At 32.6% G+C, this 24,542-nt stretch carries 16 protein-coding genes; 13 read left to right on the top strand and 3 right to left on the bottom strand.

Translation table 11 applies throughout. The features are described from left to right. The first annotated feature begins 58 nt into the window (after window positions 1-58). The 3 genes from I6U51_RS16960 to I6U51_RS16950 are packed head-to-tail and all read left to right on the top strand — an operon-like array spanning window position 59 to window position 4,148. On the top strand, window positions 59-1,777 hold the full coding sequence (locus tag I6U51_RS16960; protein WP_211143755.1) for an ABC transporter ATP-binding protein: 1,719 nt from the start codon (window positions 59-61) through the stop codon (window positions 1,775-1,777). A gap of 26 nt (window positions 1,778-1,803) precedes the next feature. Beyond that, window positions 1,804-3,660 (top strand): ABC transporter ATP-binding protein, encoded by a 1,857-nt coding sequence (locus tag I6U51_RS16955; RefSeq protein ID WP_211143754.1) that lies wholly within the window; start codon window positions 1,804-1,806, stop codon window positions 3,658-3,660. Window positions 3,661-3,698: 38 nt separating this feature from the next. Then, the gene (locus I6U51_RS16950) at window positions 3,699-4,148 is read left to right on the top strand and encodes a GNAT family N-acetyltransferase (protein WP_211143753.1); all 450 of its coding nucleotides are present in this window, start codon (window positions 3,699-3,701) and stop codon (window positions 4,146-4,148) included. 539 nt (window positions 4,149-4,687) lie between these two features. Here I6U51_RS16950 and I6U51_RS16945 read toward each other — a convergent pair. The 3 genes from I6U51_RS16945 to I6U51_RS16935 all read right to left on the bottom strand — a co-directional run bounded on the left by I6U51_RS16945 (window position 4,688) and on the right by I6U51_RS16935 (window position 10,427). Continuing rightward, window positions 4,688-6,955 (bottom strand): bifunctional dihydroorotate dehydrogenase B NAD binding subunit/NADPH-dependent glutamate synthase, encoded by a 2,268-nt coding sequence (locus tag I6U51_RS16945; RefSeq protein ID WP_211143752.1) that lies wholly within the window; start codon window positions 6,953-6,955, stop codon window positions 4,688-4,690. Between the two features lie 162 nt (window positions 6,956-7,117). Next, window positions 7,118-8,284 carry an iron-containing alcohol dehydrogenase gene (locus tag I6U51_RS16940; RefSeq protein WP_211143751.1) on the bottom strand — a complete coding sequence of 389 codons (1,167 nt, stop codon included), beginning with the start codon at window positions 8,282-8,284 and terminating at the stop codon, window positions 7,118-7,120. Between the two features lie 178 nt (window positions 8,285-8,462). Further along, window positions 8,463-10,427, bottom strand: coding sequence for a sigma-54-dependent Fis family transcriptional regulator (locus tag I6U51_RS16935; protein WP_343069696.1), 1,965 nt, complete (start codon window positions 10,425-10,427; stop codon window positions 8,463-8,465). A 453-nt stretch (window positions 10,428-10,880) separates the two neighbouring features. Between I6U51_RS16935 and I6U51_RS16930 the strand changes: the two genes are divergently transcribed. From I6U51_RS16930 to I6U51_RS16885, 10 genes are all read left to right on the top strand, one after another. Next, on the top strand, window positions 10,881-12,875 hold the full coding sequence (locus I6U51_RS16930) for a methyl-accepting chemotaxis protein (protein WP_211143750.1): 1,995 nt from the start codon (window positions 10,881-10,883) through the stop codon (window positions 12,873-12,875). A 477-nt stretch (window positions 12,876-13,352) separates the two neighbouring features. Continuing rightward, window positions 13,353-13,913, top strand: coding sequence for a helix-turn-helix domain-containing protein (locus I6U51_RS16925; protein ID WP_211143749.1), 561 nt, complete (start codon window positions 13,353-13,355; stop codon window positions 13,911-13,913). Between the two features lie 338 nt (window positions 13,914-14,251). Continuing rightward, a complete protein-coding gene (locus I6U51_RS16920) occupies window positions 14,252-15,154 on the top strand; it encodes a trans-4-hydroxy-L-proline dehydratase activase (RefSeq protein ID WP_211143748.1) in 903 nt (300 codons plus the stop codon). Window positions 15,155-15,160: 6 nt separating this feature from the next. Continuing rightward, complete coding sequence (gene hypD, locus I6U51_RS16915) at window positions 15,161-17,539, top strand: trans-4-hydroxy-L-proline dehydratase (protein ID WP_211143747.1); 2,379 nt, start codon at window positions 15,161-15,163, stop codon at window positions 17,537-17,539. A 30-nt stretch (window positions 17,540-17,569) separates the two neighbouring features. After that, window positions 17,570-18,376, top strand: coding sequence for a pyrroline-5-carboxylate reductase (proC, locus tag I6U51_RS16910; RefSeq protein ID WP_211143746.1), 807 nt, complete (start codon window positions 17,570-17,572; stop codon window positions 18,374-18,376). Between the two features lie 24 nt (window positions 18,377-18,400). Further along, window positions 18,401-18,682 carry a pyrimidine/purine nucleoside phosphorylase gene (gene ppnP, locus I6U51_RS16905; protein WP_211143745.1) on the top strand — a complete coding sequence of 94 codons (282 nt, stop codon included), beginning with the start codon at window positions 18,401-18,403 and terminating at the stop codon, window positions 18,680-18,682. A gap of 234 nt (window positions 18,683-18,916) precedes the next feature. Continuing rightward, the gene (locus tag I6U51_RS16900) at window positions 18,917-21,364 is read left to right on the top strand and encodes an ABC transporter substrate-binding protein (protein ID WP_211143744.1); all 2,448 of its coding nucleotides are present in this window, start codon (window positions 18,917-18,919) and stop codon (window positions 21,362-21,364) included. 129 nt (window positions 21,365-21,493) lie between these two features. Beyond that, on the top strand, window positions 21,494-23,002 hold the full coding sequence (locus I6U51_RS16895) for a DUF1846 domain-containing protein (RefSeq protein WP_211143743.1): 1,509 nt from the start codon (window positions 21,494-21,496) through the stop codon (window positions 23,000-23,002). Between the two features lie 280 nt (window positions 23,003-23,282). Further along, window positions 23,283-23,969 carry an alpha/beta hydrolase gene (locus I6U51_RS16890; RefSeq protein WP_211143742.1) on the top strand — a complete coding sequence of 229 codons (687 nt, stop codon included), beginning with the start codon at window positions 23,283-23,285 and terminating at the stop codon, window positions 23,967-23,969. A gap of 42 nt (window positions 23,970-24,011) precedes the next feature. Continuing rightward, complete coding sequence (locus tag I6U51_RS16885) at window positions 24,012-24,491, top strand: UPF0158 family protein (RefSeq protein WP_211143741.1); 480 nt, start codon at window positions 24,012-24,014, stop codon at window positions 24,489-24,491. Window positions 24,492-24,542: the final 51 nt, after the last annotated feature.

The following is a 24,542-nucleotide window of genomic DNA, read 5'->3' as shown; positions in this document are numbered from 1 at the left end:
TACGTTATACATTATTATAAAACTAGCAACAAGCAAATGCAACAAAAAGGAGATTCATATGTTAAGATTGTTTCGTTTTTTAGAGCCTTATAAAAAAGTAGTTATTGTTATATTATTGTTTACATTTTTACAGACACTAGGTACCTTATATATTCCAGCACTTACCGCTGAAATTGTAAACAACGGTGTGGCAAAAGGAGATATATCATATATTATCAAAACAGGAGTATTCATGCTGCTAACAGTAGAGCTAACGGCAGCGTCTGCTGTGGCAGGCTCTCGGCTGTCTGCGAATCTTTCTTCTGGATTTGCAAAGGATATCCGAGAAGCAATGTTCATAAAAGCACAGGAGTTTTCCATAAATGACTTTAATAAAATAGGCACGGCTTCCATGATCACAAGAACTACCAGCGATGTTACCTTAATTGGGCAAACTACAGTAATGTTTATTCAAATGTTACTACCTGCACCGATCATGGCCATAGGAGGCTTGTGCCTCGCTTTTGCAAAGGATAAGGTAATGGCGCTAATTATTGTGACAACTATGATTGCCTTTTTGTTAATTGCCTTTTTGTTAGGAAAAAAGGTTATTCCTCTTTTTAAGTTGATGCAAATTAAAATGGATAATATCAATCGTATTCTTAGAGAAACGATTATAGGCATTCGCGTTATTCGTGCATTTAATCGTGAGAAATATGAAAAAGGCAGAATTGATACAGCAGCTGCTGATTATGCAGGTAATGCTATTAAAGTAAATAAAATAATTGCTATTTTGATTCCAGCGATTATGATGATTATGAATTTGGGGATTGTCTGTATTCTATGGATTGGCGGAAAAAGAGTAGTGAAGGGTAATATGCAGATTGGCGATATAATGGCTATGGCAGAATACTGTTTTCTTATTTTGTATTTCCTTATTATGGGTGTCATGATGTTTATGTATATTCCCCGTGCACAGGCCTGCGCCGACAGAATTAATGAAGTACTTGCTATAGCTCCTGAAATCACAGACGGAAGCTCAAAACATTTGAAAAGAAGAGAATATGCTCATCTTGAGTTCCAGAGTGTTACCTTTCAATACTCTGATGCAGAGGAACCAGTGCTGAGTAATTTGAGCTTCGAATCAAAATCAGGAGAAGTCACAGCAATCATAGGAGGTACTGGATCGGGAAAATCAACGATAGCAAAACTGATTCCGAGATTTTTTGAAGTTCAAAGCGGCTGTATTATGGTAAACGGCACAGACATCAGTAATTTATCACAAAAAGAGCTACGGGATAAAATTGGACTTGTTCCTCAGAAAGCATTTCTTTTTAGCGAAACAATAAAAGAGAATATCAGATATGGTAAAAAGGATGCCACACAAGATCAGATAGAGCATGCTGCGAAGGCAGCTCAGGCTCATGATTTTATTACTAGTCTAGAAAATGGATATGGCTCACATGTTGCACAGGGCGGCAATAACCTGTCAGGCGGTCAAAAGCAGCGTTTGTCAATTGCACGAGCGTTGATTCGTAAGCCAGAAATATACATTTTTGATGACAGCTTTTCTGCTCTTGATTTTAAGACCGAGGCAAGGCTTAGAAGAGCACTAAAAAGTGAAATAGGCAGTTCCACCGCCATCATTGTGGCACAGCGCATTAGTACCATAATGGATGCAGATAGAATTATTGTACTAGATGAAGGAAAAATTGTAGGCATCGGAAGACATGAGGAATTAATGAAAAGCTGTGATGTCTATAAACAGATTGCGGCTTCCCAACTTAGCGAAGCCTAGCAGATTTAACAGTAATGGAGGTCACTATGAAGGAGAATATAAACCAGGAAATCAAAATGGAGGATAATGGTATTGGAGATACCTCAATTGAGAGAGCAAAAAATGCAAAGAGAACTACTCTGCGCTTGATAAAGCTTTTAGCAAAACAAAAATTCAGGTTTTTGGCAATTTTAATTTCAGTGATGATCAGTTCTTCACTTATCATTGCTGCGCCCTTGGTAATGGGAAAAGCTATAGACCAGCTGTATAACGGCATCAAAGCATCTATGAAAACCGGTGTGAAATTCAGTGTGAATATTAGCACAATGGGAGAGATTATTGGAATCTTACTAATAATCTACATTTTAACTTCACTATTTAAATATTTCGAGCAATATATGATGTCAGGTGTATCACAAAATCTTACCTTGGGTCTGCGTAAAGAATTAAGTGATAAGCTCAATCGTTTACCACTAAAATATTATGATACCCACAAAAAAGGTGACATATTAAGTCGTGCCACCAATGACCTGGAGAGAATTGCGGATAGCTTACAGGAAGGATTGATGCAGCTCATTACTTCCGTAGTAACTATCATAATTGCCATAATTATTATGATGACAATCAGCCCAGTTCTTACACTAATTGCTATCATAACGCTTGTTGTGTCCATGCTTGTAACAACGAGAATCTCACATAAACTAGAGGGATATTTTTCAGATAATCAGCGAATTCTCGGTGAATTAAACAGTACCATTGAAGAAACATTTACAGGGCAGCTTATCATTAAGGCCTTCAGTGGAGAAAAGGATTCATTGGAAGCTTTTAGAAAGATAAATCAGAGATTATATGATGCAAACAGAAAAGCACAGTTTTCAGCTTACTCAATTGCTCCATTTATCAGGTTTTTAGAAAAAATCGGGTATGTTATCATTGCTGTTATCAGTGGTATTTTCGCAGTACAGGGAAACATGACGCTGGGGAGCATTCAGGCATTTCTTCAATATGTGGACATGTGCTCTGAGCCAATGACAGAAATCTCATATATTATAAATATGCTTCAATCTGCTGTAGCATCAGCAGAGCGTGTTTTTGAAATAATGGACGAGATAGAAGAAACTCCAGATATGTTAAATAGTAAGCTTATTAAAAATCCTAAAGGAGAAGTTGTATTTGAACATGTGGAATTTGGTTATAGCAATGACAATATTCTGATGAAGGATATTAATATCAATTTAAATTCTGGAGATAAAATTGCCATTGTTGGCCCCACAGGAGCAGGAAAAACAACTCTTGTCAACCTACTCATGCGGTTTTATGAAACTCAGGGTGGAAGAATTACTATTGATGGCGTAGATATTAAAGAGCTGAGCCGTAGTTCGCTAAGAACTATGTTTGGAATGGTGCTGCAGGATACATGGCTTTTTCACGGCAGCATACAGGATAATATCGCCTACAGCCGATTGGATGCGGATTTGAACGACGTGATACTTGCAGCAAAGGCTGCTCGTGCTGACCATTTTATCCGAACCTTGCCCCAGGGTTATCAAACAATTTTAGATGAGGACGGCTCTAATGTATCTCAGGGGCAAAAACAGCTTCTCACTATTGCAAGAGCTATACTTGCCAATCCATCAATTCTGATTCTGGATGAAGCAACGTCCAGTGTTGACACAAGAACCGAAGTAGAAATCCAAAAAGCAATGAACCATTTGATGCAAGGAAGAACTAGCTTTGTGATTGCCCACAGATTGTCTACTATACGTGATGCAGATTTGATTTTAGTAATGGAAAAGGGAACAATCATTGAACAAGGAAAGCATCAGGAGCTTCTTGATAAAAAGGGATTTTATGAGAAACTTTATAATAGTCAGTTTGCGAATAAGGTAGCAGCAGAAGTATAATCCTTCTGCAATGCAGTCTAGTCTTAAGGAGGAAATATATGAATATCGAAATTAGAGCGGTTACAAAAGAGAACTTAAAAGAGGTTTTAGCTTTGGATGTAAGTACACCTCAAAAATCATATGTGGAATCTACAAAACAATGTTTGGAAGATGCCGTAGAATGTAACTACTACCAACCAGCAGGACTTTACCAAGATGGGATTTTGGTCGGATTTGCAATGTATGGATTTTTTCCAGGAGAGGGTCAGAAGGGAAGGGTGTGGCTGGATAGATATTTAATTGATGAGCGCTTTCAAGGACAAGGACTTGGAAGTATAATGTTAGAAGCATTAATTGCACACCTTGTCAAACTATATCATTGCGATGAAATTTATCTAAGCCTTTATGATGACAATCAGTGTGCATTACATCTATACCAGAAATTCGGATTTAAGTTTAATGGAGAACAGGATATTAATGGAGAAAAAGTAATGGTAAAGGTAGTATAGTATAACTTAATATCGTTTTATTTCTATTCCTTTTGCATCAAAAATAGGCTTGATGAATGGAAACTTAGGAAGCATAAAAATATAAGCATTTTCCTTTAAGATTAAACTGTTTACCACGTAAATTTTAACTCCGTTATATTCATATTCATCATGAATTTCTTCTTTTTTAAAGTTTTTTACAATCTCAACACTGAGACTCGTGACTTTCGTCGTAGTTCCTGATCAACAAGTTACGCTATTAGTACGATTTCTAACTAAAAAGCTGCCTTGAACTTTTTTGGCGTATTTAATTGCTTTCTCTTGGACAGTTAACAATTGTATCACTTCCTTTTAACTATTTAAATATGTAAGTTATGCTTTATATTATAATCCTTATTCTTTTTAATGTAAAAACAGGATTTTACATTGAAATAATTTTAATGAGTATCGGTGTTAACTTATAGAAAATAGTTTGAATTGCTTTGAAGGATAAAAAGTTCCCCAGAGGTTCAATAAGAACTTCTGGGGATTATTAATAAATCTTTTATTTTACAACTAATTTATTTGCTGAAATATTCATCTATAGCCTTAGCAGCTTTTTTACCTGCCCCCATAGCAAGTATTACTGTAGCAGCTCCTGTTACAGCGTCGCCACCTGCATATACTGCATCCTTTGAAGTTTTTCCTGTTTCATCTTCTGCTACTATACATTTATGCTTATTTATTTCTAAGCCCTTTGTAGTTGAAGATATCAATGGATTTGGTGATGTTCCAAGAGACATTATTACAGTGTCAACATCTAATATGAACTCTGAGCCTTCAACAACTACAGGTTTTCTTCTTCCCGATGCATCTGCTTCGCCAAGTTCCATTTTTACACACTTCATGCCTTTAACCCATCCATTTTCATTACCTATGATTTCTGTAGGGTTTGTAAGAACATCAAATATTACGCCTTCTTCCTTTGCATGATGTACTTCTTCTACTCTAGCTGGAAGTTCTGCTTCTGATCTTCTATATACTATATGAACTTCTGCTCCAAGTCTTAATGCTGTTCTAGCAGCATCCATAGCAACGTTTCCTCCACCTACAACAGCTACTTTCTTGCCTGCCTTTATAGGTGTATCATAATTTTCTTTGAAAGCTTTCATAAGATTATTTCTTGTTAGGAATTCATTAGCTGAGAATACTCCATTTAAGTTTTCTCCTGGTATTCCCATGAACTTTGGCAATCCTGCTCCGGAACCTATGAATACAGCATCAAAGTCTTCTTCCTCTAAAAGTTGATCTACGGTAACAGTTCTTCCTACTACTACGTTAGTTTCTATTTTAACACCTAGTTTTTTAACATTTTCTACTTCATGCTTAACTACAGTGTCCTTTGGAAGTCTGAATTCTGGAATTCCATAAACTAAAACTCCGCCAGCTTCGTGCAATGCTTCAAATATAGTTACATCATAACCTAATTTAGCCAAATCTCCTGCACAAGTAAGTCCTGCAGGACCGCTACCTATAACTGCAACTCTTTTACCATTATTAGGTTTTCTATCTGAAAGATCTATATTGTTTTCTCTTGACCAGTCTGCTACAAATCTTTCAAGCTTACCTATAGCTACAGCGTCACCTTTTATTCCAAGTACACATTTACCTTCGCATTGGCTCTCTTGAGGACAAACTCTTCCACATACTGCTGGAAGTGCACTGGACTCTGATATTATTTTAGCAGCTTCTTCAAAGTTTCCTTCCTTAACCTTAGATATAAAGTTTGGTATATTTATAGATACAGGACACTTTGAAACACATAAAGGCTTTTTACAGTTTAAACATCTATGAGCTTCTTCTACAGCTTCATCTTTACTGTAGCCTAAACAAACTTCATCAAAGTTTTTAGCTCTTACCTTTGGATCTTGTTCTCTTATTGGTGTTCTTTTCATTCTATCTGGTGTTTTTTTGTTTTCATCCATACAGCTGCAAGTATGTCCTTTTTTCTTTTCTTCAGCTATAAGTTTTCTTCCTTCTTCACTCTTGTAAAGAGATTGTCTTCTCATAGCTTCATCAAAGTCTACTAAGTGAGCATCAAATTCAGGACCATCAACACAAGTGAACTTAGTTGAGTCACCTACTGTAACTCTGCAGGCACCACACATACCTGTTCCGTCTACCATAAGTGTATTTAAACTTACTATTGTTTTTATATCATATTCCTTTGTAAGCTTAGCTACAAATTTCATCATAATCATTGGTCCGATAGCTATTACTTCGCTGTATTTATTTCCTTTATCTATAAGATCTTTTAAAAGATTAGTTACAAGGCCTTTAAAACCTGATGAACCATCATCTGTACAAGTATGTACAACAGCACCTAGGGATTTCATTTCATCTATAAGAAGAAGATATTCCTTAGTTTTTCCTCCAATTATAACTTCTACATCTATGTTATTTTCTCTCAACCATTTTACTTGAGGATATACTGGTGCAGCTCCTACACCACCTGCTACAAATATTATTTTTTTATTCTTTAAGGTTTCTATATCTTCATGTATAAATTCTGATGGTTGGCCCAAAGGACCTGCAAAGTCAGCAATATAGTCTCCTTCATTTAAGGACACCATTTTATTTGTAGAACATCCTATAGCTTGAATTACTATAGTAACAGTTCCTTTTTCTGCATCATAATCACAAATTGTAAGAGGTACTCTTTCTCCTTTTACATCTGTCTTTACTATTACAAACTGTCCTGGTTTTGCTGATTTAGCTACTCTTGGTGCTTCTATATCCAAAAGCATTATGTTTGGTGCTAACTCTCTTTTTTCAACTATTTTATACATTTGTTTCCTCCTTCGATTTTGCTTATTTTGACTTTATTTTTAATAAGCAAAAACTATGCCAATAATTTAACGTGCATTTTTCAACATATATACAAAACAAAATCTCAAAAATGACACAAATATAAGTGTCATTTTTGAGATTTTAGATTATAGAGTTTCAAACTAGAATTCTACTTTTTCTCCATAGTAAGTACACTCAAATAACTTTTTCATTTCTTCATCTGTTATTGGTCTTGGATTTGATCCAGTACAAGCATCTAGCACAGCATTATGAGCTATATAATCTAAATTTGTTTTGAAATCTTCCTCTGTTACTCCATATTCTTTTAATGTTAGAGGAATATCCATATTCTTATTCATATCTTGAATCATAGATATTAATGAAACTACTAATTCTTCTTCACTGTTTCCAGCTAATCCTAAAGTTTTAGCTATAGTAGCATACCTATCTGCACAAGCTTTCTTATTAAATTGAATTACATATGGTAGGAAAATTGCATTAGCACATCCGTGTGGTATATGGAATACTGCACCAGTTTTGTGTGCCATACTATGAGTTATTCCTAGTAATGCATTTGAGAATGCCATTCCTGCAAGACATTGAGCTATATGCATATCATCTCTAGCTTCTTTGTCGCCCTTATAGGATTTTAATAAGTTTTCTTTTACCATAACTATTGCTTGCATTGCAAGAGGATCTGAAAAATATGATCTTAAACCTGCTACATAAGCCTCAATTGCATGAGTTAAAGCATCCATACCAGTATGTGCAGTTAATGTTGCTGGCATTGTTTGAGCAAGAGCTGGGTCTATTATAGCTACATCTGGTGTTAAATTAAAGTCAGCTAAAGGATATTTTATTTTAGCTTTATAGTCAGTTATTACTGAAAAGGCAGTAACCTCTGTAGCTGTTCCACTTGTAGATGGTATAGCTACAAATCTAGCTTTTTGTCTTAATTCTGGTATACCGAATGGGACTACTGCTTGTTCAAAAGTAAAATCTGGGTATTCGTAGAATATCCACATAGCTTTAGCTGCATCTATTGGTGATCCTCCACCTATGGATACTATCCAGTCTGGCTGGAATTCTCTCATAGTTTCTGCACCCTTCATAACTGTTTCAACAGATGGATCTGGTTCTACACCTTCTAATAGCTTTACTTCCATTCCTGCTTCTTTTAAATACCCTTCGACTTTATCTAGAAAGCCAAATCTCTTCATTGAACCTCCGCCAACTACGATTATAGCTTTTTTACCTTTTAATGTTTTTAATGTCTCTAAAGAATTTTCTCCGAAATAAATATCTCTTGGTAATGTAAATCTTGCCATTTTATATTCCTCCCTAGAACACGTTTTTATTTTACATAGATAATATTAAGCAAAATCTATGCCAAATATAAAACAGCTACTTTTCATGTTATTTAACAAACAAATCTCAAGAGTGAGAATAATCTTGTCTCAATCTTGAGATTTGAGTTATATTTTTAACAATTTGAGAGGAATAAATTTACAACAAAACATCCGCTTGAATTTTATTTATATTTATTCCATATTTTTTTACTCTTCTATATATAGTAGCTCTACTTATATTTAATATGCGGGCAGCCTTTAGTAAATCTCCATTACATTTTTTTATAGTTATCTCAATATTTTGTTTTTCGAATTCATCTATAGTCAAAATCTCTTTTTTAATGGAGTGCTCATGAAGCTTTGTTGATGTTTTATATTTGACAATATAATCATATAAAAGCTCATCTGATATGTTATTGCTTTCACATAAGTAATAAGAACGCTCAACTACATTTCGCAATTCTCTTACATTTCCTGGCCAATGATAAGCTCTTATAGCTTTTAAGTATTTTTCATCTAAGTATTTAAAAACTCCTGAAGTTTTTAAGTTCAATCTTTGTACAAAGTGATTTGCTAAGATTTCAATATCCTCTGGTCTATCCTTTAAAGGTATTGTTTTTACATTCATTACATTTAATCTATAATATAAGTCTTCTCTAAAACTTTTATCATTTATCTCTTCAATTAAATTTCTATTAGTTGCAGCTATTATTCTTACATTTAAAACTTTTTCGTAGGTACCACCTAATCTTGTTATTTTATTGTTATCTAAAACTCTTAATAATTTTGATTGCATATCAAGGGGCATTTCACCTATTTCATCTAAAAATATAGTTCCGCCATTAGCTAATTCAAATTTTCCAGGATGGCCATCTTTAGTTGCTCCTGTGAAGGCACCTTTCTCATATCCAAAGAGTTCACTTTCTATAAGTTCTTTTGGAAGAGAAGCACAATTCACCGCTACAAAGGGGCCGCTTCCTCTATTACTGTAATTGTGAATAGATTGAGCAAAAAGTTCTTTTCCTGTACCACTTGGCCCTTCTATTAATATATTACAGCTAGTTAAGGATGCTTTTTTAGCAAGATCTATAGTTTTCTTCATAAGTTCGTTCTTAGTTACTATATCTTCAAATTTGTAAGAGGCGGTAAAGCCAGCCATGCTATTTACAATTTTATGAACAGATCCTTCATCTTTAAAAGTTATAACCATTCCATTTATAACCTCATTTATGATTACGGGAAAAGCATTCATACTACATTTTAGTCTTTTGTTCCTAATAAAGAAACTACAGTCCATATTATGATAATTTTTTTCTGTAATTAATTTATTTTTAATTACATCCATGTTTTTTAAAATAGAATCTATACTTAAGTTTAATATTTCCTCTATAGGTACTCCTAGTATTTTAGCTGCGGTATTGTTAGCTCTTACTATTTTAAAGTTTTTATCTAAAACCAACATACCATCAGACATGGAATCGAAGATTACGTTTAACAATTTATTAGACTTTATAAGAGCAAGTTGTCTTTCTATAGAGTAGGCGCCTGAAACAACTATACCTGTAGTATGAGAGTTTGCCTTTGAATAGTTTCCGGACATATTAATACATCCAATAAGTTCGCCATCTTCATTATGGATGGCAGCAGCTGAACAGGTTAAACAATGGTTATTTACATTGTAGTGTTCTGCACCTATTATTTGTATAGGTTTATTTAAACGGAGAGCTGTGCCTATGGCATTTGTTCCAATAGACTCTTCACTCCATAATGAACCTAATATAAGATGTAATTCTTTAGATTTTGGCCATTCTTTATCACCTATTATTTTAATTATGCATCCTTTTCTATCTGTAAGCACTATTACAAACCCAGATCCTTCGACTATATTATATAATCTTTCCATAATAGGCTCTGCTACATCTATTAATTCTTTATTTTGATTTAATTTTATAGATAGCTCTTGTTCTGAAACCTGTTTAATAGATGAATTAAAAGGATCTATATTCATATGTCTGCATCTTATCCAAGATTCACTAACATCTACATCTAAATTATCATTTATATTTTTATCTTTTATAAAATTCAACCAATACTGCTTTACATTCTGTGTATCCTTTTCCACAAAATCACCTCAAAATTCTAATGGGTAAATTTCTACATTGTCTTACAATTAGTTCTTATTTTTACATAAGTAAAAGTGGGAATTTCTATTTATTTTTATTATGTAGCATTTTTATATAAATTTCAACATTTCATAGGCCTAAGGGGTTATAACTTTAAAGGTTGATTTTTGGTCTTATTTACAATTTGGCAACAGTTTTCTTTCTTATAGGTATATATAATTATTGAGAAACTTTTAAACTGTTAATAAGGACGAAAAAAGTATTTTTTATAATTAATTTCGCACAAAATGGGAGTTTTTATATAAAACTTACAAAAAACAAAAAATATTATTACTTTTCTGTGAAAATGTGGTAACATAGTATTGTATGTAAAAAATACCATATTAAATTTAAAAATAATTTAAATTTAATAATAAGGTAAATTAAACATAAAAGAGCATGGGGGATGAAATATGGGAATAAAAAAGGTATCGATAAAAATTATTTTGCAAGTGTCACTTGTAATATTACTAACTTGTGGTTTATTGAGTGCTACATCTTACTATTTATCGCAAAAGGCTATGAATAAATCTATAGAAAGTTCAATGACTAATAGAGTTGATGATTTGAGTCATATAATATCTAATTATATGTTAAACAATATACAAATCGTTCAAAACATAGCACTTTCACCTCAAATTCAATCAATGGATTGGAATGTTCAAAAGCCAATTCTAATAGAAGAATGTAAGAAATGGGAGTTCAAGAAATGTAATATTATCTATACAGATGGAACAGTACATAATACTTTAAATGATGAGGTGTCAAATGCATCAGATTTGGAATATTCCAAAGATGCTTTAAAGGGAAAAAAGGGATTTTCTAATCCTATAAAAAGTAAAACAGATAACTCGGGAATTATTGACATTTATGTCCCTATAAAAGATACTAATGGAAATGTTAAAGGAGTATTAGCAGCAACTATAGATACTAGTAAGGTAAATTCCTTTGTACAAGACATAGAGCTTCCAAGTACAGGTTATGCAGCTGCAATAAATAAGGAAGGCACTACAGTTATTCATAAGGATTTAGAGCTAATTTATAAAAAGCAAAATGTAATAAAAGATTCACAGAAAAATCCTGCTTTGAAAGAATTAGCGGATATCCATAAGAAAATGACAACAGGAGAGGCGGGAATAGGAAGTTATAAATACAATGGTGTAGAAAAATATATAGCTTATAAACCTATAAAGGGAACAGAATGGTCAATAGCAATAGCAATAAATAGATCTGAACTATTTAATGATTTAAATTATTTAAAATTTAGTCAAAGTATTTTATCAGTAATTTTAATTGCCGTAGGTATACTTATAAGCTTTATCATGTCAAAAAATATTAGTGCACCTTTAAATAAAATCAAGGTATTAGCAGAGAGATTAGCAAGGTATGATTTTTCAACTCCTGTTCCAGTAACTGGAGAAGATGAATTTGGACAAACTGCTGTAGCACTAAACACTGCTCAAGATAATGTAAAAGAATTAATAAAAACTATAATAGATGAATTTACAGAAATAAGCTCTTCTAGTGAAGAACTTTCTGCTACTGTTCAAGAAATGACATCTAAGCTTGAAACTATGAAGTATCATACTAGAGAAATAGGTAATAAGGTTGAAGAGTCTACTGCAACAGCGGAGCAGGTATCAGCTTCTGTACAAACTGTAGATTATAGTATTAATACACTATCTGAAAAGGCATTAAGTGGCAGCAGCAATGCTTCAAAAATTAAAGAAAGATCAAACTCAATAGAAAACAATTGCAATGAAGCTATTAAAGAAAATAGAAAAGTATATTTAGAAAAAGAAGACAGAATATTGACTTCTATTAAGGAAGGGAAAGTCGTAGAGGATATTAAAGTAATGGCAGATGCAATTTCAAGCATAGCAGAACAGACAAATTTACTTGCCTTAAATGCTGCAATAGAAGCAGCAAGAGCAGGTGAGGCTGGGAAAGGTTTTGCTGTAGTTGCAGATGAGGTAAAAAAATTAGCGGAGCAGTCTTCAGATGCAGTTGCAAAAGTTAAAGAAACTATTGATAAAGTACAACAAGCATTTAAAAACTTATCAGAGAATAGCAATGAACTACTGAAATTTATGGACAAGGATGTAACAGAACAATTTAAGTTTTTTGCAAAAGTAGGAGAAGAGTATGCAAATGATGCTGACTTTGTAAGCAATATGTCTGAGGAATTAGCTACAATGGCAGAAAATTTGGCAACAACTATTACAGAGGTAAATAAGTCAGTACAAAATATGGCTCAGATGTCCCAAAAATCTTCAGAAAGCTCTAATGAAATTGGAGAAAATGTTAATACAGCAGTTATTGCCATGAGTCAAATATCTGAGACCGCACAAATGCAGTCTCAGTTGGCTCAGAGACTTAATGAACTGATATTAAAATTTAAAATATAAATCTAAAGTTAAGTTAGATTTAAATAATTTTAGCATTAGTTAAAAGAGCATGTTAAAGATACAGTTAGCATGCTCTTTTATATTTATTACAATATATATAAGCATATTACTATATTTGTTATTTTACTCGAGTAAAATTAATTTCATGTATATGAAAAAAATCGTAGACTTTAAGAGGGAAATGTATTATAATGTTAATTGAGAAGGTTGTTGTTAATAAAATTTTATAACTATGAAATTTACTCTAGTTAAATTTTCACCTTTGGTATTTAATTTAACTATATTTTTATTAAATAATTGAAGACAAAATACATCTGATGTAGGTTTCATTTTATCTAATTATGATATAATAAAGTGAAACTAAGAATTATGTAGGGATTTATTAAAGTATATAATTCTTGATTGAATGAATCCAGAAGCTTAATTAGCTATCGGATAAAATCATAATATATATTAAGAATATGTGAGGTAAGAAACATGACAGAAGATGTAGGAAAGAAAATAAAAGAATTAAGAGTAAATAAGAATCTAACATTGAAAGATTTAAGCGCTGCAACGAATTTATCTATAGGATTTTTATCTCAGCTAGAGCGGGGACTTACAACTGTAGCTATTGATTCTCTAAATAATATTGCTAAAGCTTTAGAGGTTAACTTAGCCTATTTCCTTGAAAGTAAAAAAAATAACAAAAAAATTATAATTCGTAGTTATGAAAAAGAAGTGTTTCAAGTAGATAATAATCAATTCATACACTATCATCTAACTAATGATATTGAAAATAAAAATTTATTACCTAGGTTAATAGAAATACTTCCAACTAAATGTGAAGAAGATATTAATTCATATCAGCATGAAGGTGAAGAATTTGTATATGTTTTAGAAGGAATTCTTACTTTAATTATAAATGGTGAGCAGCAAGAGTTATTTCCAGGAGATAGTGCCCATTATAGCTCAAACATTGTACATAATTGGGCAAATTATACCACTAGAACAGTTAAAATATTAACGGTGCATACTCCTAATATGTTCAAAAAATAGAGAATAAAAAAATATAAGATATTTTATCCGATGACTACCCGCTCTAATATTCCCACGCACTCTGTGAAAGCGATTCACACAAAATTATAGATTTTGGTTCTCTGCTTTTCTCAAAGTGGGAATAAAGAGCGAGTACATCCCTGGATAACGATTTCTAAGCATCAGGTGGAGGTTAAATGCCTAAATGGCATTTAACGGGCAGAATTGCCCAGTGGTCGCAGACAAACTCCATCTGATGCCAAGAACTCTGTTTATAATATCTTATATTTTTTAAAGAGGTTTGTTAAAAGTGTAACACAATTATTATATAGTTAATCAATATTTAGGAGGTGATAAAAATGGGATCAGGAACTGTAATAAATATTCAAAAGTATTCTGTTCATGATGGACCGGGCATTCGTACAACAGTGTTTTTTAAAGGATGTCCTTTAAAATGCTGGTGGTGCCACAACCCAGAAAGCCAAAATCAAAAGTACGAGATTATGTTTTTTCAAGAAAGATGTACAGGTTGTGGAGCTTGCTTGAAAAGATGTCCGCAAAAGGCTATTGAACTTCAAGATGGTTATCCCAAAATAGATGAAACTAAGTGTATACTGTGTGGAAAATGTACTGATTTTTGCCCAAATAGTGCTAAGGAGTACGTGGGAAAAGACGTATCGGTACAAGAACTTATGAAGGAAATTATTAAGGATGAGGTATTCTATAACGAATCTAACGGTGGGGTTACATTCTCCGGTGGAGAGCCTTTGATTTATTCAGATTTCCTTGAGGAAGTGTTAAAGAGGTGCAAAACTAGAGGCATTCATACTGCAGTAGATACTAGTGGATTTGCATCATGGGATAAATTTGAAAAAATAGCTGACAAAGTAGATTTATTTTTATATGATCTTAAGCTTATGGACAATGAAAAGCATGTTAAATATATGGGTGTAGAAAACGTTAACATATTGGAAAACTTAAAGAAGCTTTCAGATAAAGGGTACAATATATACGTAAGAATGCCTATAGTTGCTGGTGTTAACGATGATGATGAGAATGTAGATGAAGCTATAGAATTTATATCAAGTCTAAATATCATACAAGTGAATTTGCTTCCATATCATAAAATGGGTATGGACAAGTATAAAAGACTTAAAATGGAATATAAATTAACTGGTCAGGAAAAACCATCCAATGAAAGGATGGCTGAAATAAAAGACAAGTTTAAAAAAGCTGGAATAAGAGTTGAGATAGGGGGTTAATTAATTATGATGACTGAAAGAGTAAAAAAGTTAAGGGCACAAAGTGTAAATGCAATTCCACGTATTTCTATGGAAAGAGCAATAATTGAAGATGAAGTTTACAAAAAGTATGAAGGATCAGTACCGACTCCAATATTAAGAGCATTAGTTTTAAAGGAGTTAATGTCCAGAAAGCAACTATGCATCAATGATGGTGAATTAATAGTTGGAGAAAGAGGGGAAGCTCCAGCAGCAACACCTACTTATCCAGAGTTATGCTGCCATACACTTGAAGATTTTGATGTAATGGATCAACGTGAGAGAATATTTTTCAAAGTTGATGAGGAGGCTAAAAAACTTCAAAAAGAAATTATAATTCCACATTGGGAAAGAAGATCCATGAGACATAAGATTTTAGAGAGAATGTCTGATGAGTGGAAAGAGTGCTATGCAGCAGGAATATTCACAGAGTTTATGGAGCAAAGAGGTCCAGGACATACTACTGGAGATGACAAGATATTTAAAAAAGGTTTCTTAGATTTCAAAAAAGACATTGCAGAGGCTATGGCTAAATTAGATTTCTATGAAGATGATGAAGCTTTAGATAAAAAGCACCAACTTGAAGCTATGGATATAGCTTGTGATGCGGTAATGGCTTTAGGAGAGCGCTATTCAAAATATGCTAAAGAATTAGCAGAAAAAGAAGAAGATCCAGTTAGAAAAGCAGAGCTTCTTGAAATATCAGAGATATGCAGTCATGTACCTGCTAATGCTCCAAGAACCTTTAGAGAAGCACTTCAATCCTATTGGTTTACACATTTATGTGTTATTTCAGAATTAAATCCATGGGATGCTTATAACCCAGGAAGACTAGACCAGCACTTAAATCCATTCTATGAAAAGGAAGTAGAGGAAGGCACATTAACAAGAGAACAAGCAGAAGAATTATTACAATGCTTCTGGGTTAAATTCAACAATCAGCCTGCACCTCCTAAAGTAGGTATAACACTAAAAGAAAGTGGAACTTATACAGATTTTGCAAACATTAATGTAGGTGGAGTAAAAATAGATGGCTCAGATGGAGTCAATGAAGTAAGTTATCTTCTATTAGATGTAATAGACGAAATGACATTATTGCAGCCAAGCTCCAATGTTCAAGTAAGTAAAAAGAGCCCTCAAAAATTTGTTAAGAGAGCTTGTGAAATATCAAGAAAAGGTTGGGGACAGCCTTCAATGTTCAATGCAGACGCAGTTACGCAAGAACTAGTCAGAGCAGGAAAGTCTATAGAAGATGCTAGATGCGGTGGAACAAGCGGATGTGTTGAGGCTGGTGCTTTTGGTAAAGAAGCATATATTCTTACTGGATATCTTAACCTTCCAAAGATATTAGAAATAACATTAAATAACGGTCTTGATATAATGACTGGAAAAAAGTTAGGAATAGAAACTGGAGAGGCTGTTAACTTCCAAAGTTATGAAGAAGTACTTGAAGCCTTTAAGAAACAACTTAAACATTTCGTTGATATAAAGGTAAAAGGAAACAGAGTTATAGAAAGATTATATGCAACTATGATGCCTGTGCCATTCCTTTCAGTAGTAACAAGCGATTGTATTTCTAAAGGAAAGGATTACAATGCAGGTGGTGCTAGATACAACACTAGCTATATTCAAGGTGTTGGTATAGGAACGATTACAGATAGTTTATCAGCTATAAAATATCAAGTTTTTGATAAAAACAATGTAACTATGGCTGAACTTATGGAAGCATTAAAGAATAACTTTGAAGGTCATGAAGACATATTGAATTTAGTAAAGAATAAAACTCCTAAGTATGGTAACGATGATGATTATGCAGACTCAGTGATGAGAGATGTATTTGATGCTTATTACTATGAAGTAAATGGAAGAAAGAATGGAAGAGGAGGAAGTTATAGAATAGATATGCTTCCAACTACATGCCACGTTTACTTTGGTTCTGTTATGGGAGCAAGTGCAAATGGTAGAAAAGCACATGTGCCAGTTTCAGAAGGCATTTCTCCAGAAAAGGGTGCAGACTTAAATGGACCAACAGCAGTTGTTAAATCAGCAGCTAAAATGGATCACTTAAGAACAGGTGGAACTCTGTTAAATCAGAAGTTTACTCCATCAGTTGTAGAGGGAGAAAAAGGTTTAGACAACATGGCAAGCTTAGTAAGATCTTATTTCACAATGGATGGACATCATATCCAATTTAACGTTGTTGATAAAAAGATTCTTTTAGAAGCACAAAAAAATCCAGATGAGTATAAAGATCTTATAGTTCGTGTTGCTGGATATAGTGATTACTTTAATAATCTTGATAAAGTATTACAAGATGAGATAATCGAAAGAACTGAACAGTCCTTTGGAGATTGCGGCTGTTGCTAGTAATTTATTTGAATAAGGGAGAAGATTAATATGGATAAGGTTATAGGATTTGTAGGATGCGGTAACATGGGTCAAGCAATGATAGGGGGCATAATTAAAGCAAATATTGTTTCTCCAGAAAATATAATGGTAGCAGATTTGAATGAAAAAAGTTTAAAAGCTACTGCTGACGAATACGGAGTAAAAATAACTACTGATAATAATGATGTTGCAAAAGTTGCAGATATAATAATACTATCAGTAAAACCTAATCTATATCCAATTGTTATCGAAGGAATAAAGAATCATGTTAAAGAAAATGTTGTTATTGTAACAATTGCAGCAGGAAAATCTATTGAAAGCACTGAGCAATCCTTTGGTAGAAAACTTAAGATAGTAAGAGTTATGCCTAATACTCCTGCACTAGTTGGAGAAGGAATGTCAGCTTTATGTCCAAATGAGAAGGTAACTGCAGAAGAAAGAGAAGAAATAGTTAATATATTTGAAAGCTTTGGTAAAGCTGAGATAGTAAGTGAAAAGCTAATGGATGTTGTAACTTCAGTTAGTGGCTCATCACCAGCTTATGTTTATATGTTCATTGAGGCTATGGCAGATGCGGCGGTATTAGATGGAATGCCAAGAAATCAAGCATATAAATTTGCAGCGCAAGCAGTACTTGGTGCAGCAAAAATGGTATTAAGTACAGGAAAGCACCCAGGAGATCTTAAAGATATGGTTTGTTCTCCAGGAGGAACAACTATAGAAGCAGTAGCAACTCTTGAAGAAAAAGGGTTAAGAAATGCAGTTATTTCTGCTATGAGAAAATGTACTGAAAAGTCCATCGAGATGTCTAAATAATAGCATATTCAGGGGGAAATAATAATGTTTAAAACAAATGAATATTTTGAAGGAAAAGTAAAATCTATTGCTTTTACTACAGCAGATGGTCCTGCAACTATAGGTGTTATGGCAATAGGGGAGTATGAGTTCGGAACTTCAAGTAAAGAGTTCATGACAGTAACAAGTGGAGCTATGGCTGTAAAACTTCCAGGAAGCGATGAATGGAAAGAATTTAAGCAAAATGAAACTTTTATTGTAGAAGCAAATAATAAATTCGAAGTAAAAGTTAAGGAAGAAACAGCTTATTTATGTCTATATAAATAAGGTGGATTTTAAGAGAATTCTAAGGAATTAGAATTCTCTTTGTTTTAATGCTTTGAAGTCAAAGGTTAGCTTACATAGGGGAATATATCTAGAAGCTTATGTTTACATAATTTAAAGATTTTAGAGATATTTACGAAGTATATATAAACATAAAATATTTAATATAAGAAAAATAAAACTAATAATAGATATAAAGGGGCGCTAAAGATTATATTCAGCCAAGGAGGTAATCTGATGTTTACATTTAGAAAAAAGAGCATAGAAACAGATTCTAGCAATAGTAAAGACATATTATGCGATAACAACCTTTCGTTACTTGCACATAATGAAAAATGCATAGTTGATAAAATAAATAATAAAATAAGTGAAACTAACTTTGTGGTAGAAAATCTTATATCAACAATTAATACTATTTCAGAATACGTTGAAGTGCAGTTGGGATCTATAGATAAAGTTGTAAACGAAATTAATACATATTCGGCTCTTGCGGAAGAAGTATCTTCAAGCATAGAGAGTTCAAAAAAGCTTTATACTCAAACCCTGCAGGTATCTGAGGACGGCAGTGAAGCTGTAAATGAATCTATAAAAGCAATGAGAGACATTGAGGGATCCGTTAATTATTCAAAATCAGTAGTAAATAATCTTAATAATAAAGCTGCAGATATAAACAATATGCTTGATGTAATAAAAGATATTGCAGATAACACTAACCTACTTGCACTAAATGCATCTATTGAGGCTGCAAGGGCTGGGGAAGCTGGAAGAGGTTTTTCAGTTGTAGCTACAGAAGTTAAGAACTTAGCTGAAAGAAGTATGGAATCTGTTTCATATATATCTAGTACTATTCAAGAAATTAATGAAAGCATAAGAAATACCATACTAGCTATGGATAAAACTATGGAAAGAGTAAAAAGGGGCTCCGATATAGCTAATAATACTTTAAAAGTCTTTAAAAATATTACTGAGTCGGTGAATACAAGCAATACTGTAGCAGAAGAAATTGTCACTGCAGTTTCAATGCAAACTAAAAGTCTTGAAAATGTAATCTATTCTACAGATGATATGAATAATACCTCTGGAAAACTGATGTTTGTAATAGAAGTAGCGTCTCTAAACACTCAGTATGCTAAAACTTCACTATTTTCGCTGTCGCAGGTTTCAGAAGATTTGAAAATAATTACTAATGATTTTTTGAAAATGCTAGATTTGCAAAATAAAGAGGATATAGTTCTCAAAACTTGCTTAAAGGTAGTTCCTAAAACCTATGATCCAGCTTTGAGTTTTGATTTTGAGATAGGGAATATACTTTCAAATTTACATGCAGAGCTTCTTACAATAGGTAATTCGGGCGAAATATCTCCTGGGATTGCCAAGAATTGGTATGTAGAGGATGATAATCGTACATGGATATTTAATCTAAGAAAAGGTGCTAAATTCCACAATGGAAAAGAAGTAACAGCGGAAGATGTGAAATACTGTTTTGAAAGATTATTAAGCCCGGATCTTAATTCACCAAATAATTGGATATTAGAAGATATAGAAGGAGCAGTGGAATTTAAAAATAAAAGAGCTTCCTCTGTAAGTGGAATAAAAGTTATAAATAAGTATTGTGTCTCTATAAAATTGTCGAATCCATACAGTGGATTCTTATTAAACCTCGGGCAATACTTTTGTGCCATTATGGATAGAGATGAATTAGAGAAGGGTAATATAGTTGGGTGTGGTGCATTTACTTTAGAGAAAAAAGGTGAAGATTATTGTACATTAGCTGCATTTAAAGATTTTTTTAATGGTGCTCCTTATATAGATAAGTTAGAAATTAAGTTTAACAGTCAAACTTCTTCGCAAAAACTTATAGATAAAGAATATGATTTTATGGTTATAGATAACAAAGAGGATATGGAGAAGATAAAAAGTGTAGACTATCTAACCACAAGTACATCAGTTATAATGGGGACTTATTATATTGGATTTAATTTAGAGTCTAATTCAATATTTGCATCTAATAAAGAAGTGAGGAAAGCACTAAATCTTGCTATAAACAAAAAAAGAATAGTTGATGAACTCCTCGGAGGCATGGGAGAAGAGGCAAGGGGACCAATTCCCCCGGGTATATTAGACAATTCCTATCTTCCGCTAACTGCCTATAACCCTCAGCTCGCTAAGGAATTGCTAAGAAAAAACAATGCAGATGGTAAAAGTATTAATATACTATACAGAGATGATAGCGAATCATTACTTTTCAATAAAATAACTACCTATATTGTAGAAAATTTAAATTCTGTGGGAATTTCCTGTAACCTTGTAAGAGTACCACCTTCTGAATATTTGAAACCTGAAAGTATTAAAAAATGTGATTTATGTGTAAGTAGATGGATTGCGGATTCAGGAGATGCAGATAATTTCTTACAGCCAATATTCAATCATGCTAATGTTGCGAATTTGTCTAGATACAAGAACCTTGAAGTTATTAAAAAACTTGAAGAGGCAAAAAAACTTATAAATCCTAATAAAAAGCGTACCATGTATGAAGAAGTTCAAAATATGATAATAGATGATATGCCGTGGATCTCTCTATACCACCCTAAGACTGGGGTAGGATATAGAAAGGATGTGTTAGGATTAAGATTGAATCCAGTTGGGCTATTTAGTTACGATAACATAATTGCGGAGAAAATATAATATTATTTACTTTAAACTAAAATTGTGTAATAATAATAAGTTGTAAAGTTATGTTTATTGTTAGTATTTATAGAAAAATGTTGATGATAAAATAATTGTATAATAATTTTAGTGTGGTGGGGAGTAAAAATGAATATAGGATTTGACCATAAGAAATATTTAGAAGAGCAATCAAAGTACATTTTAGAAAGAGTTAATAACTATGATAAGCTGTACTTGGAGTTTGGTGGAAAATTGTTATTTGACCTTCATGCGAAAAGGGTTTTACCTGGATTCGATGAAAATGCAAAAATTAAACTACTTCATAAGCTAAGGGAAAAGGTTGAAGTTGTTATTTGTGTATATGCAGGAGACATTGAGAGAAACAAGATAAGAGGTGATTTTGGAATCACCTACGATATGGATGTTTTAAGACTAATTGATGACTTAAGAGCATATGATCTTGATGTAAACAGTGTTGTAATTACTAGATATGATGGACAACCAGCAACAACTGTTTTTATGAATAAACTTCAACGTAGAGGTATAAAAGTATATACCCATAGAGCAACTGAAGGATATCCTACAGATGTAGATAAGATTGTTAGTGATGAAGGATATGGTAAAAATCCATATATTGAAACAACAAAGCCTATTGTTGTTGTAACAGCACCAGGCCCAGGAAGTGGAAAGCTAGCAACTTGTCTTAGCCAACTTTATCACGAATATAAGCGTGGTAATGTAGCGGGCTATTCAAAGTTTGAAACATTCCCAGTATGGAATGTTCCACTAAAGCATCCTTTAAATATTGCATATGAGGCTGCAACAGTAGATCTTAAGGATGTAAATATGATTGATTCATTCCACGTTGATGCTTACAATGAAATAACTGTAAACTATAATCGTGATATTGAAACATTCCCTGTACTTAAAAGAATTATTGAAAAGATAACAGGTGAAGAGTCTGTATATAAATCTCCAACAGATATGGGAGTTAATAGAGTAGGTTTTGGCATTATTGACGATGAAGTTATTAAAGAAGCATCTAAGCAAGAAATAATTAGAAGATATTTTAAAACTGGTTGTGAGTATAAAAAGGGTTATGTAGACAAGGAAACTTTCCAAAGAGCAAAACTTATCATGGAAGAACTTAACCTTAAACAAGAAGACAGAAAGGTTGTTATCCCTGCAAGAGAACGTTCAGCTAAATTAAAGGAAGCATCAAATAAAAATGATATTTGTCCAGCTGTAGCAATGGAGCTTAATGATGGAACAATATTAACTGGTAGAAGTTCAGATGTACTGGATGCCACAGCTGCTGTAGTTTTAAACGCTGTAAAATATTTTGCAAATATACCTGATGAAATGCACCTTTTATCTCCAGTTATACTTGAGCCAATTATAAATCTAAAGTCAAAAACATTAGGTAGCAAAAATACTGCTTTAAACTGCGAAGAAGTATTAATAGCACTTAGTATATGTGCTGCTACAAATCCAATGGCACAAGTTGCAATGGAAAAGTTAGTGATGCTTAAAGGATGCCAAGCACATTCAACTACAATTTTAAGTGCAAATGATGAACAGACCTTTAGAAAGCTTGGAATAGATGTAACCTGTGACCCAGAGTATCCATCAGAAAGCCTTTACTATAATAATTAGACGTAGTATATCAGTGATTACAAGGTAATTACATATAAAATATGTAAAGCATAAAATTTTTAAAATAAATATATGACACTTTCAATATTATAATTTTGTATCAATATTGAAAGTGTCATTTTATATGATGATAAAATGAATGTCTACAAAAATAATAAATATAGATTTTCTAAGTGAAATCAAAATCTCCTTATATAATATTTACTTTAATTAACTTTTAGTGTAAAATTACACTAAAAGTTAATTTTGAATGATAAATAATGTAGGAGCAAATGATTATATGAATAAAAAAATTGGAATTCTTATAATACATGGTTTTGCTGGAACTGTAGAGGATATTAGTCCTTTAAGCAAATTTTTATTAGATCAAGGATTTACGACAGTATGTACTAAGCTAAAAGGGCACACAGGAAATCCATCGGATTTGATTAAGACAAATTATATTGATTGGATTAATTCTGCTGAAAAAAGCTTGATAGAGCTTTTAGGACAATGTGAAAAGGTTGTTATTATTGGATTTTCTATGGGAGGGCTCATAGCAGCAAATATTGCGCAGAAGCATAAAATATCTGGGATTATAACACTTAGCACACCAATATATCATTGGGATATAAAAAGAATATGCTCAAATATAGTAGGGGATTTTAGAACAAAAACATTTAAAAATCTAAAGCATTATATTAAAGCAATGATTAGGATTCCTTTTTCATCTATGATAAACTTTAAGATATTATTAATAAAAACAAAACCTCTATTTAAAGAAATTAAATCTCCAGTATTTGTTACACAAGGACTGTTGGATGATACGGTGCATTATAAGAGTGCAGATTATATATATTCGAATGTGTCATCAGAAAAAAAGATGATTAAATACTATAATAATTCAAATCACATTATATGTAAAAGTAATGACAAGGATGAAGTATTCGATGATATACTTATGTTTATTAATAGTAATTTTGTCTAAATTAATAGGTAGTAATGAAAAAGCTATCATAAGGAGGAAATAATGAAGAAACTAAAAATCGATTTAGAATTACTTGTACAATCATTTTCATTTAATGAGGATGATCTAGCAAAGGAATATTTGGACACTTATACAGGGGATATTATAAATATTCCTTCCGAACTAGATAAGGTAATACAAGGAGAGCAGGATGAGGAGGAGTTAGAGCAGTGGCAAAGAGAATTATTAAAAGATGCATATTCTGTAAAAAATGATGAAGAAGAACGTTATATCCTAATACCTAATACTGATGAAACATATAACCATAATATAATGGTCAGTTTTACTAAGGAAATTGTATGTTCTGAAAATCTTAGAGATAAGTTGTTAAATGCTTTAAATAGTAATCAACCTGAGAGAAACTTTAAGAATATATTATTTGAACATGAGGCAGAGCTAGTTAAATGGGAAGCTTATGAAGAAGAAAAAGCAGAAGAATACGCCGCAAATTGGTTAAGAAAGATAGACATAGAATTGGAGTAAAGAGTAGGTAGTCATCGGATAAAGGCTTAGTTTTGTAAAAGAACAATAAAG

It is taken from the genome of Clostridium aciditolerans (assembly GCF_016316925.1).
GTDB classification, from domain to species: domain Bacteria; phylum Bacillota; class Clostridia; order Clostridiales; family Clostridiaceae; genus Clostridium_AM; species Clostridium_AM aciditolerans.
Note: the sequence above shows the minus strand (reverse complement) of the source record. Positions and strands in the feature narration are given on the sequence as shown.